This window comes from Rhodococcus sp. NPDC059234, from assembly GCF_042754225.1.
Classification (GTDB): domain Bacteria; phylum Actinomycetota; class Actinomycetes; order Mycobacteriales; family Mycobacteriaceae; genus Rhodococcus_G.
Window position 1 is genome coordinate 1 of sequence record NZ_JBHZAH010000109.1, and the last position, 16,853, is coordinate 16,853.

The window sequence follows — 16,853 nt, forward strand, 5'->3', positions numbered from 1 at the left end:
AAAAGTGGAGTGGAGTACCAAAAACATTTGGCACTGACATTCATCGGCACACTGTTGAGTTCTCAAAGAACACGCACACACCATCACCACCGAGATGAACTCGGCCGCTCCGGGGCAACTGTTCCAGCCTATCCGATCACATCCACCCGGTCAAAACCGGGTAACTCGCAACCGGAAAAGCAGTTCGAAGCACACGACAGTATTACTGTCGAAACTTCGGGATTGGCCAGGCGCCTTCGTACAACCTCGTGTCTCTCGCCCGGGGGCGGAGTCGGTGTCCGTGTCGCTCTGACTCGACAAAAGTTACGCGACGACCCACACCACGTCAAATCGCCTGGTCACAGGCCCTTCCGATACTGAACCGGCATGCCGAGAAAGCCATCGACCCGGCTCGGGCCGCCGATAGCCTGGGTTCATGCTCCTTCTGCCCCGCTACGGCCAGTCGTCGCTGTCGGACCTCGTTCCCTCGGTACTCGCTCATCTCGGCGTGCCCGGTGAATCCGATCCGATCGGGCTCGACCTCGCCGGCATCACCCGCGTGTGCGTCCTGCTCGTCGACGGCCTCGGCGCCGAGCAGCTCGCCGCCAGGGCGGAGTCCGCGCCCTTCCTGTCGGGCCTGGGCCACCGCACCCTGACCGCAGGGTTCCCGACCACCACCTCCACCAGCCTCGCTTCCCTCGGCACCGGTCGCCCGTCGGGTGAGCACGCACTGACCGGCTACCTCATCGCGGTGCCAGGCCAGGACCGTCCGATGAATCCGCTGAAGTGGCGGCTGCATGGTCCCGGTCCCCGGGTCGATCTGCTGCAGGAACTGGTCCCCGAGCAGTTCCAGCCGAATCCGACGGCTTTCGAGCGTGCGGTCGCCGACGGCGTCGCCGTCACCCGGGTATGCCCGCCCTACCAGTACGAATCCGGATTGACCCGGGCTGTGCTGCGCGGGGGGACGTTCCGACCGAGCTTCTCGATGGGCGATCTGGTCGACGGGGCAACGTCCGCTCTCGCCGAGGGCGACCGCTCGCTGGTCTACGCCTACCACGGCGAACTCGACCTCACCGGCCACGCCCGAGGGGTGGAGTCCACCGCCTGGGCGCTCGAACTCACACAGGTCGACCTGCTCGCCCGCCAACTCGCCGACCGTCTGCCTCGTGACAGTGCCCTGATCGTGACTGCCGACCACGGCATGGTCGACGTGCACTCCCCCGTCGACCTGGACGCCGAACCCGGGCTGAGCCTCGGTGTCCGGATGATCGGCGGCGAACCGCGGGCACGGCACGTCTACACCGAGCCGGGTGCTGCCGCGGCGGTGCAGGCCCGATGGCGGGAGCGGCTCGGACCCGACTATGCCGTGCTCTCGCGTGCCGAGGCGATCGACGCGGGCTGGTTCGGTCCGATCGTCACGACGGCCGCCGAGGTGCGAATCGGCGACGTGATCGCCGTACCACTCGGGACGGGGGCCCTGGTCAGGCGCGGCGCCGAACCCCGCCAGTCGATGATGGTCGGCCACCACGGTTCGCTCACCTCGGCAGAGTTGAACGTGCCGCTCCTCGTCTATCGGGGCTGAGCGCTTCCGCGGACAGAGAAAGTCCCCGATGGCTCTCCTCCACCGGGGACTTCCTCGTGCATGAACGCGGTCGATCTCAGCTCCAGCTGCTGGCCGCCGCTCGATCCGTCGCGTTCATGTCGTCGTTGCCGGTCCCGACCGCGCGGCCGATGGCCTCGAGGACCTGGTGGAGTTCCGCGGCAGCGGAGTCCCACTGCGCCTGGTACTGCTGGTACGACTCGGCACCGCTGCCGCCCCACACCACGGCGAGGCTCGCGACGTACTTCTTCAGATCCGCGAGCGTCGTGTCGAGCACCGCGCTCGTGGACTTGATGCCTGCCGCGGCGGCCTCGATGGCGCCGAAGTTGTAGAGAATCTCGCCCATGTTGTCCCCCTGTTAGGTCTGTGAATTGACGTTCGACGCCCCCCGACAGCTGAGCCGGGGCCGCGGTCAGAGGTTGAGGCTGCCGCCGGCGTTGTTGAGCGCAGCTGTGTGCGCGTCCTGCGCCTCCGAGAACTTCACGCCGTTGGTCTGGATGTTCTCGCTGATCCCCATGAGTGCGTCGTTGAGCCGTTTGCCACTGGCGTCCCACCGGGCCATCAGAGCGTCGAACGAACCCTTGGCGGTGCCGCGCCACAGTCCCTGCAGCTGGTCGACCTGTGCTCGAATCGCGGCGATGTGCCCCTGGATCTGCTCGTTCGCGTCCTTCACCCGCCGAGAAGCGATCTCCATCTCTTCCGAGGTTGTCTTGAAATCCCCCATGACCCACTCCTTACTCAGTTCGGGTCCGGGAGTGCACGCCCTGGTGGACGTCGTCGGACCGCGCCTACAGATAGTTGGACGTGAGCTCGAGGCGTTTCGGTTCCGCCGTATCCCGACGAGTTTGCTCGCCCCGCCTCGGCAGTCATCGGCGAGCGACGACGAGCGACCTCGTCACCTGGTCACAGTGGTCCTCGAGGTCCGCCCAGCGCTGCGGGATCGTCTGACATCCGATGCTGACCTGCAGCTGGTCCCCGACGAATACCCTCCAGCGCACCTGAGAGTCGAGGTCCGGCGACTCGACATACGACAACCCCTGCCGCGCATCGACGTCCATCCGCTCGATCGAGCGGATCCGGTCCGGATGCTCCGCTACCCGACTTCGCAGCGTCGACTCCACCGCATCCAGGTCCGCGCCTGGCACGAGTTCCGTCCGCACCAAGAGGATTCGAGCGGGGGTTCCGTCGTCCGGCACCATCTCGGCGCGGTCGAGCCGCCCTCCGTCGCGCACATGCCAGCCCGACGGCACCGCGACTGCCGCCCTCCCAACGCCCACTCGCTGAGACTCGGAGGGCGCGGATCCCGCCATCGGGGCCGAAACAGACCCGGGGTCAATGGAATTCGCCTTCCATGCGAGAACGCCCAACGTCACCGCCACCACGAGTGCAAGAGCGGCCGCCGGCACGGACTGCCGGATCCGGCGTGTCGACCCGACCACCCGGGAGGCGACGTCGCCCGTGAGCGTCGGCGACTCCCCCAGCTCGCACCCCCACTCGTATGCACCCGCCGCCACAACCGACCCCACGACGACCGACACCGATTGCGACCGATCCCTTCCCCGCCCCAGCGCCTCGACCAGAGCCCGAGCGGAGCCTGCCGGCAGCTCGCCCGTGATCAGCGTCCACGACGGCACTCCGACCCACTGCCGCCGCAGACTCTCGGCGAGATCGTCTGCTGCACTGAAACTCTCGACGAGGTCGGCACCACCGCACTCGGCGAACCGAATGCAGTCCCTCCCGCCGGGACGGGCCGCGACGGATTCGAGCAACCCGACGTCGAGCACCAGGCCGTCACCGGCCGGACGCACCGCGAGTCCCCGATACAACGCCTCCGGCACGGGCAACAGACGGACATCTCCGGCGACCGCGCGTCCCGCCTCGGCGAGGGTGCGGCGCCTGTCCTCGCCCCAGTGGGCCGGGCAGGTGAGCACGAGCACGTCAATCGGTCCCGGTACCGGACAGCGGCCGGCCACGTGCGCGAGCAGACCGGCGAGCACATCCGCCATCGGGAACACGCCCGCACCAAGAACCAGGAACTCGTCGTCGACGAACCGGATCGGCGCCGCCTCCACATTCGCCGCTGGCGTCGCAGCCGGCCAGCGACCGAATGCCAGTCGGCCGTCGATGACGAAAGCGGCCGCACCGCACTGCCATTGCCGGTCACCGCACCGAGCCCACACGGTGGTCTCCGCGAGATGGAGCGCCAGCACCCGGGCGTCGGTCACAGCGGCGGTAGCCACGCGACCTGTATCAACGCGGTGCCCGATCGTGTGACCAGGTTTCCGCGGCCCGGGGGCATCTCGGCCGGACGGACCGGACCGATCAGGTTGCCTTCGTCTCGGCTGCCGCTCATCACGAGACCCGCCGACACCAGGTCCCGGAGCCGCGCGATGATCGGCTCGTAGAGGGCCCGCGCCGCCCCACCGGACCGGCGGGCGACAATCACGTGCAGTCCGACGTCGCGAGCTTGCGCGAGATAGTCGATGATCGGCGTCAGCGGATTCCCACCCGCCGTGGCGACGAGGTCGTAGTCGTCGACCACCACGTAGATCTCGGGTCCGGTCCACCAGTCCCGTTCCCTCAACTGCTGTTGCGTGACATCGGAATCCGGCATTCGGCCGGCAAGTACGGCGGCCAGATCGTTCATCATCGTGGTCAGCGTCGCCGCGGACGGTGCGTAGCCCGCGAGATGATCCTCCGGGACGACACCGAGCATGGTGCGGCGATAGTCCGCGAGGATGATCTTCGCCTGCTGGGGGCTGTTCGACTCCACGATGCCGGCGCAGATACCGCGCAACAGGGTGGTCTTGCCAGCGCCGCTGTCCGCGAACACCAGTAGGTGCGACTGCTCGGCGAAGTCGAGAAACACCGGTGCCAGGTCGGCCTCGTCGATGCCGACCGGGATCCGCAGAGTCGGCGTCTCGCCGGTCGCGGGTGGCCAGTCGCCGGCGGCGAGTATCTCGCCCCGGGCGCACCGGTCCGGCAGCATCCGCACCGGCGGCGCGGCGTCACCGACGGTCGACGCCGCGATCTTCGCGACGGCGTCGGCGACACCCACCGTGAGATCGACAGTGCCCGAGCGACCGTCGACACGGGGCAACGCCGTCAAGAGGTGCAATCCTTCGCGGGTCATGCCTCGCCCGGGACGACCCTCCGGCACTCGCGACGCCTTGATCCTGGCGACGTCCGAGTCCGAAGGATCGCCCAGCCGCAGTTCGACCCGAGTTCCCAACTGGTCCTTGAGCGCGGGACGGATCTCGCCCCACCGCGACGCGGTCACCACGACGTGCACACCGAACGACAAACCCTGGCCTGCCAGGGCACCGATCTGCGCTTCTAGCGGCTCGAAGTCCTGGCGAATGCTCGGCCAACCGTCGACGATCAGGAACACGTCGCCGAACGGGTCGTCCGCGGTTGCATCGGCCCCGCCGGAGGAGCGCACTCGCCTGAACTCGGCCATCGAGTCGATGCCCAGCTCTCGGAACCGGTGTTCGCGTTGCCGGACGACGGCGTTCACCTCGGCGACGGTGCGGCGAACCCGGTCGACGTCCAGTCGGTTCGCGACGGACCCGACATGCGGCAGGCCCGACAACCCGGCCAGGGTGCCGCCGCCGAAGTCGAGACAGTAGAACTGCACCTGCTGCGGCGTGTGGGTGAGGGCCATCGACACGACCAGGGCACGCAGGGCGGTCGACTTGCCGGATTGCGGGCCGCCGACAATCGCGACGTTGCCGGCGGACCCGGACAGATCGATGGTCAGGAGGTCGCGCCGCTGATCGTAGGGACGGTCCACCACGCCGATCGGGGTCCGCAGGGTGCCGATCTCCGGGGCAGGAGTGTTCAGGACCGAGCGCGGCAGCAGCTGGTCCAGCGTGGGCGGCTCCTCGAGTGGCGGCAACCACACCGCGTGCGCTGCGGATCCCCGCCCGCGGATTCGGTCGACGACCGTCTCGAGGACGGTGCGGCCCGAGTCTGCCTCCTCCGGCACCGACTCGGCACCTGCGGCGACACTGGTCACGTCCGCGAACTCCTCGGCGACCGGCGCAGCGGTGAACGGTCGGGGCAACAGGTCCGGCCGGGTCGCGACGCTTGCGACCGACTGGGTGGTTCGGCCCCGCGGGCACGACCCGGACACGTAGGCCGCCGAGAACCTCACGATCTCGGCGGAGTCGCACTTGAGGTAGCCCGACCCCGGAGCAGCGGGCAGGTGGTACGCGTCGGGCACACCGAGCACTGTTCGGGACTCGTTGGCGGAGAACGTCTTCAACCCGATCCGGTACGACAGGTGACTGTCGAGCCCACGCAGCTTGCCCTCTTCGAGTCGCTGACTCGCGAGCAGCAGGTGCATGTGCAGCGATCGGCCGAGCCTGCCGATCGCGACGAACAGGTCGGCGAATTCGGGTTGCTGGCTCAGCAGTTCGGAGAACTCGTCGACGACGACGAAGAGCGCTGGCAGCGGCGCGAGGTCGGCACCCGCGGCCCGTGCCTTCTCGTAGTCGGTGACGTTCGCGAAGTTGCCCGCCGCGCGCAGCAGTTCCTGACGCCGGTTCATCTCGCCGGCCAGTGCGTCCCGCATGCGGTCGACCATGGCCAGTTCCTCGGCCAGGTTGGTGATCACGGCTGCCACGTGCGGCGCCTGCTCCAGCCCGAGGAAGGTGGCACCACCCTTGAAGTCGACGAGCACCAGGTTCAGCACGTCGGGCGAGTGGGTCGCGAGCAGGCCGAGCACCAGCGTCCGAAGGAACTCCGACTTTCCGGAGCCCGTCGCGCCGATGCACAACCCGTGTGGACCCATGCCGTTCTCGGCGGCCTCCTTGAGGTCGATCTCGACCGGAGCCCCGTCGGCGCCAACGCCGATCGGCACCCGGAGGCGTTCGCGGGCCGTCCGCGGCGCCCACGCCAGATCCGTCTCGAGGGCGGCGACATCGGGAATGCCGAGTAGCTGCTGCCAGTTCGCGACCGGCCGCCCGTCCACCTCCCCCGTGTCGGTGGCGAGCTGGGAACTCGCGCGGTACGGCGCGAGCCTGCGGGCGGCGGTCTGCGCCTGGTGGGTGCTGAGTCCGTCGGCCGCGGCGAACGTCTCGATACCCGACCCGGTGCGGGCACCGAGGGACCCCTCGGCCAGCACCAACTGGATGCCGCGCCTGGCCGACAACGACGGCCGATAGCCGCTCAGGTCGAGGATCGTCACCGAGTCGAGCCCCTCGTCGAGCAGGCTGCCGCCGTCGGTGAATCCGCCGTCCACCACGACAATCAGCTGCGGGACACCCGCGACTGGCGGCGCGGTCCGTGAGTACCGCCCGCGCATCGTCAGGTGTGGGCCCAGCGTGTTCTCCAGCTCCATCGACGAGCCGAAGACCATTCGGCGGGTTCCCGCCCCGTCCGCGGACTCCACGTGCTGCGCGTGCGGGAGCCACTTGGTCCACTCCCACTCCGCCGCGGTGTCCGGGCCGCAGACCACGGCCACCTGGACCTGGTCCGGGCCGTGAAAGGTACACAGTTGCACCACCATCGAGCGCACCAGGTCCCGAGCGGACGCCCGATCGCCCTCCATACCGACGGCGGCGAACCCGCGCAGGGAGACGGCCGTCGGGAGCTCGTGCACCACGGAATGGGTGCGCACGAACCGCCGCAGGGACACCGCGGCAACGGGCTCGAGGTCCTCGACCGGACCGGTCTCAGGGGCGATCAACCGGGTGGCCAACCGCTGGCTGCCGACGCCCACTCGCACGTGGCAGTAGTCGGGGTCGCTCGGTCGCCGCTCCCACATTCGGGTGGAACCGGCCAGGGTCCACAGTCGGCCGGGATCCGGATGGCTCCACTCGAGCGCCGCGCGCTGCTGATCGCCGGTGTCGTAGACGTCGCGACGCAGTTGGTCGAGGTAGCGCAGGTAGTCCTTGCGGTCCTCGTTGGCCTCCGCCGCGCGTGCGCCTGCGCCCCTGCTTCCGCCCGCGAACATGCCCAACATCGAGACGACCATCATCACCGGGAACAGCAGCGACATCGGATTCGCGGCCATTCCCGAGGTGAACATCAGAGCGACCATGCCGAGCATCGCGACCACCATCACGAGCGGCAGCATCTTGGTCAGCAGGTTGCCCGGAACGATCTTCGGGATCTCCGGTGGCGGCTGCAGAGCGATCTCGCCACCCGGCGTTCGTGGCACCTCACGGCGCGGTCTGCGTACGAATCGCACGGTGCTCACGCGCGTTCACCCCCCGGTCCTTCCCCTGCACTGCGTCCCTGACCGCACTGCGCCCGCGACGAACCCTCCCCAGGATCGCAACGTCGAGCGCCGAAGGGTATCCCATCGGAGACGTCCGTGACACCACAACCGGACTCGATCGTGTGTAGAGTGCGCGTGTTCCGACACGGAACCGCGCAGGTGGGGACCTGCACGCATCGGGTGGGGGGAACAAACGGTGACGGGGAACTTCGGCACGGTCGCGGGCGACACCGACAGCCACCGCGGCGCACGCACGGATCTGTGCCGACTGACGATTCTCGCCGACCAGGCCCAGGTCGACTTGGCACTGCCGTTCGCGGTGCCGGTGGCGCTGATTCTTCCCGGCATCGTCGACATGGTCGAGATGCGCGGTGTGCCAGACGATCTCGAGAGCCCTCGACCGGCAACCGAGGCAACCGAATGGGTGCTGTCCCGGGTCGGCCAGGCGCCGCTGTCGTCCACTCTCAGCCTCGACGAACACGGGATCCTCGACGGCGACCTGCTCGTCCTGCATTCCGCAACCACCCGTGCGCCCGCACCGCTGTTCGACGACCTCATGCACAACGTCGCCGCCATCGGCGCGCAGCACTTCCGGCGCTGGACCCCGGCGACCGCGCGCGCGACGGGCGTCGCCGCAGCGGCGGCCGTCATCCTCGCCGGATCGCTGGCGCTCTTGCGGGCTCGCGCCGAGTCCGACTCCGTCCTCGGAGCGTTCGCCGCTCTCGTGGTCGCGGCACTGCTGATCACCGCAGGCGCCGTGGTCAGCCGGGTCTACGGCGACCGGCCGGCCGCCGCAGCACTGTGCGGATACGCGCTGCCGGTCGCCGCGACCGCGGGTGCACTGATCGTTCCGGGCCGCCTCGACGCGGCGAACCTGCTGCTCGGATCCGTCACCTGTGCCGCTGCCGCGATCCTGGCGATGCGCGCCAGCGGGGTCGGGCTCGCGATCTGCACCGCCGCCGCGACGGGATCCCTGCTGGTCGCCGCAGCCGCCGCGGTCGAAGCCCTCACCGAGCTACCGGTCCGGTCGATCGGCGCCGGGCTCGTGGCGGCCGCACTCGCCTGCCTCGCCGCCGCGCCCCGGCTGGCGATGCTGCTCGCCAAGCTGCCGCTGCCCCCGGTCCCCGCACCGGGATCGCCCCTGGACGTCGAGGAACTCGACGACGCGGCATCCGGACCGCTGCCGTCCTTCGTCGGACTCGAAGCCAAGGCCGTGCAGGCCCGCCAATACCTCACGGGCCTGGTCGGGGCGACCGCCGTCACTGCGGCCTGCGGGGCGCTGCTGGCGGCCGCTGCGTTCACCCCCGGTGGGATCTACTGGCCGGGAATGGTTCTGGCGGTGGCGTGCGCGACCGTGTTGATGCTGCGCGGACGCACATATGCCAGTGCGGCCCAGGCCCTCTCGCTGATCTCGTCGGGTACCGCGCTCCTCGTCTCGCTCCTCGTGGGTGCCGCACTCACCAGCCCCGACCAGTCGCTCGTGATCTTCGCGCTCGCGACACTCGGCGTCTGCGCCGCGCTGGCCCTCGGCGTGCTGGCACCGAACCACACCTTCTCGCCAGTCCTGCGCCGCGGCGTCGAACTACTCGACTACACGGCAATAGCGGCGGTGATCCCGCTGGTCTGCTGGGTGTCCGGCCTGTTCGCGGCGATGCGCGGCCTGTGACTCGCCGCACCGCCCGCCTCCGGGTCGCGTTCGCCGGCATCGTCCTCGCCGTCGGAGTGAACCCGGCCGTCGCCGTCGCCGTCGCACCCCCGACCGTCGACCCCGGTCGACTGCCACCCGATTCGCCGCCGACGCCTCCGGCGACGGAACTGCGCGACCCCTGCACCGGGACGTCCCCGGCACCCGACCCCGCACAGATCCCCGCGCCGCAGCGGGCCCTCGACCTGGAGGCGGTCTGGCCGCTGAGCACCGGCCGCGGGCAGAGCGTCGCGGTGATCGACACCGGCGTCGAACGACACAGCCGGCTTCCCGGACTGATGCCGGACGGGGACTACGTCTCCACCGGCGACGGCACGTCCGACTGCGACGGCCACGGCACCCTGGTCGCCGGCATCATCGCGGCATCGCGAAGCCCGGAAACCGGATTCGCGGGCGTCGCGCCGGAGGCCCGGATCCTGAGCATCCGACAGTCCAGCAACATCTACCGTGAGGTCGGCGGACGCCGCGATCCGGAGGGCCGGAACGCACGCGGGGTCGGCAACGTCGCCACCCTCGCGAGCGCGATCCGTCGAGCCGCGGACCTGGGCGCAACGGTCGTCAACATCTCCGAGGTCGCGTGCATCCCGGCGGGTGCGCCCGACAACTCGGCGCTCGGCGCGGCAATCGACTACGCGGCGCGAGTCAAGGACGTCGTGATCGTCGCGGCCGCCGGGAACCTCGACAACGAGTCGTGTCGCGGATCGAATCCGCCGACGAATCCCGCCACACCCCAAGCCGATCCGTGGGAATCGGTCACGACTGTCGCGACGCCGGCCTGGTACGACGATCAGGTGCTCGCCGTGGGCTCCGTCGACCCCGACGGCTCACCGTCGGAGTTCACACTGCCCGGACCGTGGGTGGACGTCGCCGGGCCCGGCACGGACATCACCTCGCTGGATCCGCGCAGACTGCAGCCGTCCGGAGTGACGAACTCGACGAACGGCGGCGCCGTGCAGGGCACCAGTTTCGCCGCCCCCTACGTAGCGGGTACCGCGGCGCTGATCCGGGCTCGGCACCCCGAACTGACCGCACGGCAGGTGATGGACCGGATCGAGAACACCGCACATGCCCCGGCCGCCGGATGGGATCCCTACGTGGGCCACGGCGTCGTCGATCCGCTGGCCGCGGTGACGGCCGAGCCCGGCCGCGGCGAGCCGGGACCGCTGTCGGTGGACATGGCAGTTCCCGCCGCCGCCCCGACGGCGGACCATCGGGCCCGCGACGTGGCGCTCGCGGGCGTCGGCGGGGTCGCCGCCGCGCTGGGTCTCGGTGTGCTCGCCTCGTTCCCGCTGCGGCGCCGGCTTCAGCGAGATGGCGCGGACACGACCCGCGGGTGATCGTCCGGGGCAATCCCGTCGTGCGCGAGGAAGGCCGCCCCGCGCGTCAGTTCAGGCCCCGGCGCCAGCAGCGACAGGACCGGCCACGGCGCGGCGGCGCTCACATCCTCGAATCCGAGAAGCTTTGCCGTCTCGACGTTCTCGACTCCGTACCGCACGCCGGTGTCCGCGACGAAGAACAACGACCCTCGACGCTCGCTGGTCGGAGCGATTCCGGCGGAGTGGACCAGTCCGCTCGTCCCCGGCCGCAGGTACGCGGCGTCCGCGTTGTCCCCCAACCCGTCCGCCTGCGCCAGGGCCACGACCCGCGCACCGTCGGGCACGGGAAGGGCATTGCCCGAGATCACCGACACCGTGGCGCGGACGCCGCCCGCCGAACCATCCGACCCCGGAACCGGTTGCCACGACAGACAACTCACCGGGCTGGACCGATCGTCGACGATCGTCGGTGCGGCGGCGGGATAGCTCGCCACCGCCAGCGCGTTCGATCTCGGCACCCGCGACACCGCGTCCGGCGTGACGCTGGTCATGCCCGCACTCCCCTGCGAATCCGAGTAGCGGATGAGTTTCGCGGTGGCCTCACTCACCCGTTGCAGACCCTCGCGGAGCACCGCGTAGTACTCGATCTCCTGCGCGTCCTGAACCTGCACGACCGAACCGATGGTCTTGTCCTGCATCGGATACGACGGAACCCCACCGGCGTCCGCGACGACCGGGGGCACGATCGCGGGCGCCTCGGGAATCGCGTTGAGCAGTCCCGCGCTGATCGGCCTCGGCTCGACACCGTCGAGCCCCAAGGCCAAGGACACCGCATGATCGTTCGGGTCGATCCGGCTCCGCTTCCCCTCGTGGACAAGGTAGGTGATGTCCGCATTCCGAACGAGCAGCGCCTGCTCGGACCCCAGCGCCGACACATGGTCGGCGAGCACCGGGCCTCCTGCGAGAACCGTTGTCGTGAGCGCGCGATTGCCGCTTGACGCGACGGCGTCGCACACCGTCCACGCCGCGGGATCTCCGTGTGGAAGGGCGGAGGGTGCGCCCGGGATGCCCATCAGCGCTCCGCGCGGACGGGTGTCGAGCTCGGATTCCCTGACGATCGTCGGGACGGCGGCACTGCCCGCGATCAGTCGTGCCGAGGCCAGGTTCAGTACCGGGTGCAACGACTCGTCGACCATGACGAACATCGCCCCGGAATCCTTGCCCACGACGACCTTTGCATCGCCGATCTTGTCCTGCGGGCGGATCAACGCCAGTGCTGCGCAGCCGGCGAGCCCGACAACCGCGACCACCGCCCCCACCGCTAGCGCCCTCGACTGGGTGCGCATCGGGTCGTGCAGCATCCGCACGTCCCGCCGTACCAAAGCGTGTTCCATCCGTCGAACCAGGAAGCGATACCCGCTGACCTGCCAACGAGTGGTCGGCTGTGCTGCCATGATTCCTCCCCCATGTGGCGCGCACTACGGGGCCACACAGTACAGTCGCCCTGAGCCGTGGCATGGGGGTATGCCCGGACCGGGGGCGAGGGGACAGCTGTGTCGATACCGTGGGGGCGGCGGCAACTGTGGCCGATCGTGCCTGTTCACGTCGTGGTTGCGGCTCAATTGGTGGGTCTGACCGCGGCCTCGATCGTGACCGTGGCCGGCGTTCGGTGGTGGGTCGCGCTGACGATCGGTCTGGCCGTGGCCGCGATCGGAATCGTTCCGGTCGGCGGCCAATGCCTACTCGACTGGGCGTGGACCCTGCTCCGTTACCCGATCCGGCGGGCCGCCCCGCGCGGGGAGACCGTCGACTTCCGGGTACCGTCCGGCGCGGTCGTCGGGCTGGACTGGGACGGCGGCTCGGTGACCGCGGTGATCGAGGTGCTGCCCGCCCCGGGGAACCTGACGCGGATCGGCCGCGACACCGTCGAGTCCGTACACCTGCTTCCGGTCGGTGCGCTCGCGGAATCGCTGGTCCAGCACGACATCCACCTGGCCGGCCTCGACATCGTCAGCCACGGTTGCCGCGCGGTCACGGGCAGCCCCGCCGCAGACGTCTACGACCGTCTGGTCGGGCCGCTACCGGCGGCCGCAGTCCGAACCGTCTGGCTGGCACTTCGTTTCGATGCGACCGCACAGGCAGAGTCGGTGGCCCGCCGTGGCGGCGACCGCGAGGGGGCGGCCCGGGCGGTGTCAATCGCGGCGCAGCGAATCGTGCGGGTCCTCGCCGACCACGGCCTCCCGTCCCACCCACTCACCTCGGCCCAGATCGGCACCGCCGCAGCACGGATCGTCCGCAGCAGCCGACCCGACACCCTCGATCGCGCGTGGGGCCACGTGCCCGTGGCGGGCGGCTGCAACACCGGGTTCGCGATCGATCCGCGGGCCATGAGCTCGGAGCTGCTGGCGGCATTGTGGGCTCGTCCCAGCCTCGGGACCACGGTGACCGTGCGGCTGCGCCCGGGCGGGCGGCCCGACAAGGTGCGGGTCGCGGCGGCGTATCGGGAGACCACCCGCACGGTGCCCGAGCCCCCGGACCTACCCGGGTTGGTCTCGATGTCCGGCAGGCACGCGGAGGCGTTGGCATCGAACCTGCCCGGCGCGCCCGCCGACCACGATTCACTCACCCCGTTCGCCGATGTCGATCCCGCCCGCCTCGACGCGCTGAACCTGCCGCCCTCGGGCTGCGGACAACTCCTCGGCTCCGACGACGCCGGTCGCGGCGTCACCGCAGCCGTCGTCGGATCCCACGTCCCCTCCGTCGACGTGTTCGGCGAGTTGTACCTCGCCCAGCAGTTGGTGTTCCGCGCCGTCGCCACCGGCGCCCGGGTACTCATCGATTCCATCCGGCCGCAGGACTGGGAGGCCCTGGTCGAGTCGGTCGCCACTCCGGACCGGTTGGCGCTCGCGCGCGACCACACCCAGATCAACCCGGCATTCACCGCAGTGGTCTTCGACGGCACGGAGAGCCGGCCGTTGCTCGGATCAGTCACCTCGATCCGAGTCCGTGAAGTCCCGCCGCGGCCGATCGGCACCGAGACGGCACTCACGATCGTCCAACCCGGGGCCCGCGGCGACCGGATCACCGTGCACTCGAACGGACGTCAGCTCGACCTGATCCTGGTCACGATCGCTCAGGAGACGGCATTCATCGGGCGTCCGTCGACCACCGACGTCGTCGTCGGCATGCCCTGACCCGGCGTCAGCCCGGATACGGCTCGACCGAGCGAGCCGACCGCAGAGCTTGCGCCCACCAGGCCAACTGGGCCAGCAGTCGCGCCGAACCGTCGATCGCGGCGCCGTCGTCCGTTTCGCCGTCCGGACCGAATCTCTTGCGTGCCTGGTGAAAACTCACGGTCTGCCGGACGGAGACCATGTGCACCTCGGCGACGACCTGACGCAGCTGTTCGGTGGCCCGGAGTCCGCCGGACAGTCCGCCGTAGGACACGAAGCCGACCGGTTTGGCACGCCACTGCTCCTTGGCGGAGTCGATGGCGTCCTTGAGCGCGCCGGGGTAGCCGTGGTTGTACTCGGGTGTCACCATGACGAACGCCTCCGCCGCGGCGATCCGATCGCGGAAGCGATCGGACTCGGGGGTCCTGGACAGGTCCGACGGCAATCCCGCATCGGCCAGATCGAGGGCCCGGGTGTCGAAGTCGGGGTGGGCGCCCGCCCGCCTGGTGAACCATTCCGCAACGACGGGGCCGAACCGTCCCTCCCGAACGCTGCCGACGATCACCTCTAACCGAATCGGTGCTGTGGTCACACCCCATCGAACCACGCGCGCCGACGCAACGAGGCCCCCTACCCATATGGGAAGGGGGCCTCGCGCGTGCTCGCGTCGGCTAGGAGGAGCCGAAAGGCAATCCGGCCGAACCGCTACCACCACCGGTGTCGCCGCCGGACACGTTGACCGACAGGGTCGGCGAGACCGACGGGAGGAACCGTCCCGCACCCGAGTACACGGCCGAGATCGCGTGGCTGCCATTGGCGTCGAAGGCGTGCGAGAGCGTCGCCTTGCCGTCCACGACGGTGACGGGACCACCGATCGGGGTGCCGCCGTCCTTGAACTGCACGGTGCCGCCGGCCGGAACCGGGGCCACCGTGGCGGTGAGATCGACTGCGGTGCCCGCGGTCGCAAGGCCGGGGACCGTGAGTCCGGTCGTCGTCGCGGTGTCCGGGGCCTGCACGTCGATCGTGACGCCGATCGGGTTGAACACCTGCGTGGACTGCCAGGTGTTCACGTCGAAGGTCAGGCCGCTGTCGAAGGTTCCCGCGGGTGCGTTGTCGGGAACCTTGTAGGAGACCTCGAACGTCACCGTGCGGTTGACGTTCTTCGAGAGCATCCACGCGCTCAACGAATTCGACACCGACACCTTGTTGTTCGCGTCGTCGACCGCAGGCGTCACCGAGGAGGTCGACGCGGCGGTCAGCTTCGCGCTACCCGGCACGTACGTGAAGCCCGCCGGATGCACGTCGGTGATCTTGTTCAGGTACGCGTCGATCGCGTTCGTGACGGAGAACTGCGTCTTGTAGGTCACGACGTCCCCGGGGAACACGGACCCGCTCCCCTGCAGGGTCTTCGTGGCCTTGATCTGGGCGGTCGTGACGGTCGCCGACGTCTGTGCCGCCGAGGCAGGACCGGCACCGATGCCGAGGCCGAGGCCGAGCGTGACAACCGCAGTCGCGCTCACGGCTGCGGCCACGCGCCGAATCACGGTGTTGGACATATTCATCCTCCAAATGTCTTCACAACGAGCAGAACCGTACGCACTCCGGATTTCGAATCCAGGTGCGATCCGAGTCAGGAACCGAAGAGGGACGAGAGCGAACCGTTGCCGCCGCCCGTGCCGCTTCCGTCACTGACCTTCACCGTGGTGGGCGCAGAGGTCGAACCCTTGAAGCCCGGCGCGCCCGAGTAGACAGCGGTGATCGGGTGGTCGCCCGCCAGGTTGAACGTGAACCACAGCGTCGCCTTGCCGCCAGTCACGGTCGCCGGGCCGCCGATCGGGGTGTCGCCGTCCTTGAACTGCACGGTCCCGCCGTTCGGGGCCGGGGTAACCGCGGCGACGAGACTCACCGAGGTGCCGGCCTGCGCGTCACTGACCGCGCTCAGAACGGTCGACGTGGGCGCGTCCGGAGCCGCCACGACGACCGTCGACGGCGCCGACGTGGAGCCGGTGAATCCCGGCACACCCGAGTACACGGCAGTGATGTTCCGCGAACCCGTCGCGGCGAAGGTGTGCGAGAGCGTCGCCTTGCCTGCCGCCACGTTCGCCGGGGCGCCGATGTTCGTGTCACCGTCCTTGAACTGAACCGTGCCACCGTCCTGGGCCGGGGACACGTTCGCAGTCAGGTCGACGGCGCTGCCGGTCACGGCGGTCGCGGGCGCGGTGAGCGTCGTGGTCGTCGAGGCCGGCGCCTTCACATCGATGGTGACGCCGATCGGGTTGAACACCTGCGTGGACTGCCAGGTGTTCACGTCGAAGGTCAAGCCGCTGTTCAACGTCCCCGCGGGCGCGTTGTCCGGAACCTTGTACGACACCTCCAACGACACTGTGCGGCTGACGTTCTTCGAGAGCATCCATGCACTCGCCGAATTCGACACCGACACCTTGTTGTTCGCGTCGTCGACCGACGGCGTCACCGACGACGTCGAGGCAGCCGACACCTTCGCGCTACCCGGCACGTACGTGAAGCCCGCCGGATGCACGTCGGTGATCTTGTTCAGGTACGCGTCGATCGCGTTCGTGACAGAGAAGTCTGTCCGGTAGGTCACCACCTCACCGGGAAAGACTGACCCGCTGCCGAGCAGCGTCTTCGTTGCCTTGATCTGGGCCGTGGTCACGGTCGCCGACGTCTGTGCCGCGGACGCGACACCACCGCCGATCCCGAGACCGAGCGCCACCACAGCGGCAGCGCTCGCCGCCGCAACCACGCGGCGCATCACCGGACGAGACATCAGGTTCCTCCATTGCTTCAAGTTGTTCGAGACGAAAACCGGTCCACTCAGGCCTCGTTCGAGGCC

12 protein-coding genes are annotated in these 16,853 nt (G+C 69.5%); 4 read left to right on the forward strand and 8 right to left on the reverse strand.

The features are described 5' to 3' along the window. The first annotated feature begins 415 nt into the window (after positions 1-415). Entirely contained in the window at positions 416-1,561 is a 1,146-nt protein-coding gene (locus ACFXGJ_RS19555) for an alkaline phosphatase family protein (protein ID WP_378623475.1), read from the forward strand. Positions 1,562-1,637: 76 nt separating this feature from the next. Here ACFXGJ_RS19555 and ACFXGJ_RS19560 read toward each other — a convergent pair whose 3' ends face one another. The 4 genes from ACFXGJ_RS19560 to eccCa form a co-directional block, all read right to left on the reverse strand. After that, a complete protein-coding gene (locus ACFXGJ_RS19560; protein WP_378428566.1) occupies positions 1,638-1,925 on the reverse strand; it encodes a WXG100 family type VII secretion target in 288 nt (95 codons plus the stop codon). A gap of 66 nt (positions 1,926-1,991) precedes the next feature. Further along, positions 1,992-2,303: a WXG100 family type VII secretion target gene (locus ACFXGJ_RS19565; protein WP_378623478.1), complete on the reverse strand. Its 312-nt coding sequence runs from the start codon at positions 2,301-2,303 to the stop codon at positions 1,992-1,994. A 142-nt stretch (positions 2,304-2,445) separates the two neighbouring features. Continuing rightward, complete coding sequence (locus ACFXGJ_RS19570) at positions 2,446-3,819, reverse strand: type VII secretion-associated protein (protein WP_378623480.1); 1,374 nt, start codon at positions 3,817-3,819, stop codon at positions 2,446-2,448. Then, the gene (gene eccCa, locus ACFXGJ_RS19575) at positions 3,801-7,784 is read right to left on the reverse strand and encodes a type VII secretion protein EccCa (RefSeq protein ID WP_378623483.1); all 3,984 of its coding nucleotides are present in this window, start codon (positions 7,782-7,784) and stop codon (positions 3,801-3,803) included. The genes ACFXGJ_RS19570 and eccCa overlap by 19 nt, the downstream gene beginning before the upstream one ends. A 217-nt stretch (positions 7,785-8,001) precedes the next feature. Here eccCa and eccD point away from each other — a divergent pair, with 217 nt between their 5' ends. Beyond that, complete coding sequence (gene eccD, locus ACFXGJ_RS19580) at positions 8,002-9,471, forward strand: type VII secretion integral membrane protein EccD (RefSeq protein ID WP_378623487.1); 1,470 nt, start codon at positions 8,002-8,004, stop codon at positions 9,469-9,471. Further along, positions 9,468-10,847 carry a type VII secretion-associated serine protease mycosin gene (gene mycP / locus ACFXGJ_RS19585; protein WP_378623491.1) on the forward strand — a complete coding sequence of 460 codons (1,380 nt, stop codon included), beginning with the start codon at positions 9,468-9,470 and terminating at the stop codon, positions 10,845-10,847. The genes eccD and mycP overlap by 4 nt, the downstream gene beginning before the upstream one ends. Here the strand turns inward: mycP and eccB are convergent. Continuing rightward, positions 10,814-12,280 (reverse strand): type VII secretion protein EccB, encoded by a 1,467-nt coding sequence (gene eccB, locus ACFXGJ_RS19590; protein WP_378623494.1) that lies wholly within the window; start codon positions 12,278-12,280, stop codon positions 10,814-10,816. The genes mycP and eccB overlap by 34 nt on opposite strands. Before the next feature lie 138 nt (positions 12,281-12,418). On the opposite strand from eccB, the gene eccE reads away from it, so the two are divergent. Next, on the forward strand, positions 12,419-14,020 hold the full coding sequence (gene eccE, locus ACFXGJ_RS19595) for a type VII secretion protein EccE (RefSeq protein ID WP_378623497.1): 1,602 nt from the start codon (positions 12,419-12,421) through the stop codon (positions 14,018-14,020). A gap of 7 nt (positions 14,021-14,027) precedes the next feature. Here the strand turns inward: eccE and ACFXGJ_RS19600 are convergent, their stop codons facing one another. The 3 genes from ACFXGJ_RS19600 to ACFXGJ_RS19610 all read right to left on the reverse strand — a co-directional run bounded on the left by ACFXGJ_RS19600 (position 14,028) and on the right by ACFXGJ_RS19610 (position 16,787). Next, the gene (locus tag ACFXGJ_RS19600) at positions 14,028-14,591 is read right to left on the reverse strand and encodes an NADPH-dependent FMN reductase (RefSeq protein WP_378623500.1); all 564 of its coding nucleotides are present in this window, start codon (positions 14,589-14,591) and stop codon (positions 14,028-14,030) included. Between the two features lie 79 nt (positions 14,592-14,670). Beyond that, positions 14,671-15,555 (reverse strand): Ig-like domain-containing protein, encoded by an 885-nt coding sequence (locus ACFXGJ_RS19605; protein WP_378623503.1) that lies wholly within the window; start codon positions 15,553-15,555, stop codon positions 14,671-14,673. Positions 15,556-15,629: 74 nt separating this feature from the next. Beyond that, positions 15,630-16,787, reverse strand: coding sequence for an Ig-like domain-containing protein (locus ACFXGJ_RS19610; protein WP_378623506.1), 1,158 nt, complete (start codon positions 16,785-16,787; stop codon positions 15,630-15,632). Between the last annotated feature and the right edge of the window lie 66 nt (positions 16,788-16,853).

What these genes read in the sequence shown, in the direction of transcription:
- ACFXGJ_RS19555 (WP_378623475.1), top strand. Translation starts at nt 416, where the DNA reads ATGCTCCTTCTGCCCCGCTACGGCCAGTCGTCGCTGTCGGACCTCGTT.
- eccB (WP_378623494.1), bottom strand. Translation starts at nt 12,280, where the DNA reads ATGGCAGCACAGCCGACCACTCGTTGGCAGGTCAGCGGGTATCGCTTC.
- ACFXGJ_RS19560 (WP_378428566.1), bottom strand. Translation starts at nt 1,925, where the DNA reads ATGGGCGAGATTCTCTACAACTTCGGCGCCATCGAGGCCGCCGCGGCA.
- ACFXGJ_RS19605 (WP_378623503.1), bottom strand. Translation starts at nt 15,555, where the DNA reads ATGTCCAACACCGTGATTCGGCGCGTGGCCGCAGCCGTGAGCGCGACT.
- ACFXGJ_RS19610 (WP_378623506.1), bottom strand. Translation starts at nt 16,787, where the DNA reads ATGTCTCGTCCGGTGATGCGCCGCGTGGTTGCGGCGGCGAGCGCTGCC.
- ACFXGJ_RS19565 (WP_378623478.1), bottom strand. Translation starts at nt 2,303, where the DNA reads ATGGGGGATTTCAAGACAACCTCGGAAGAGATGGAGATCGCTTCTCGG.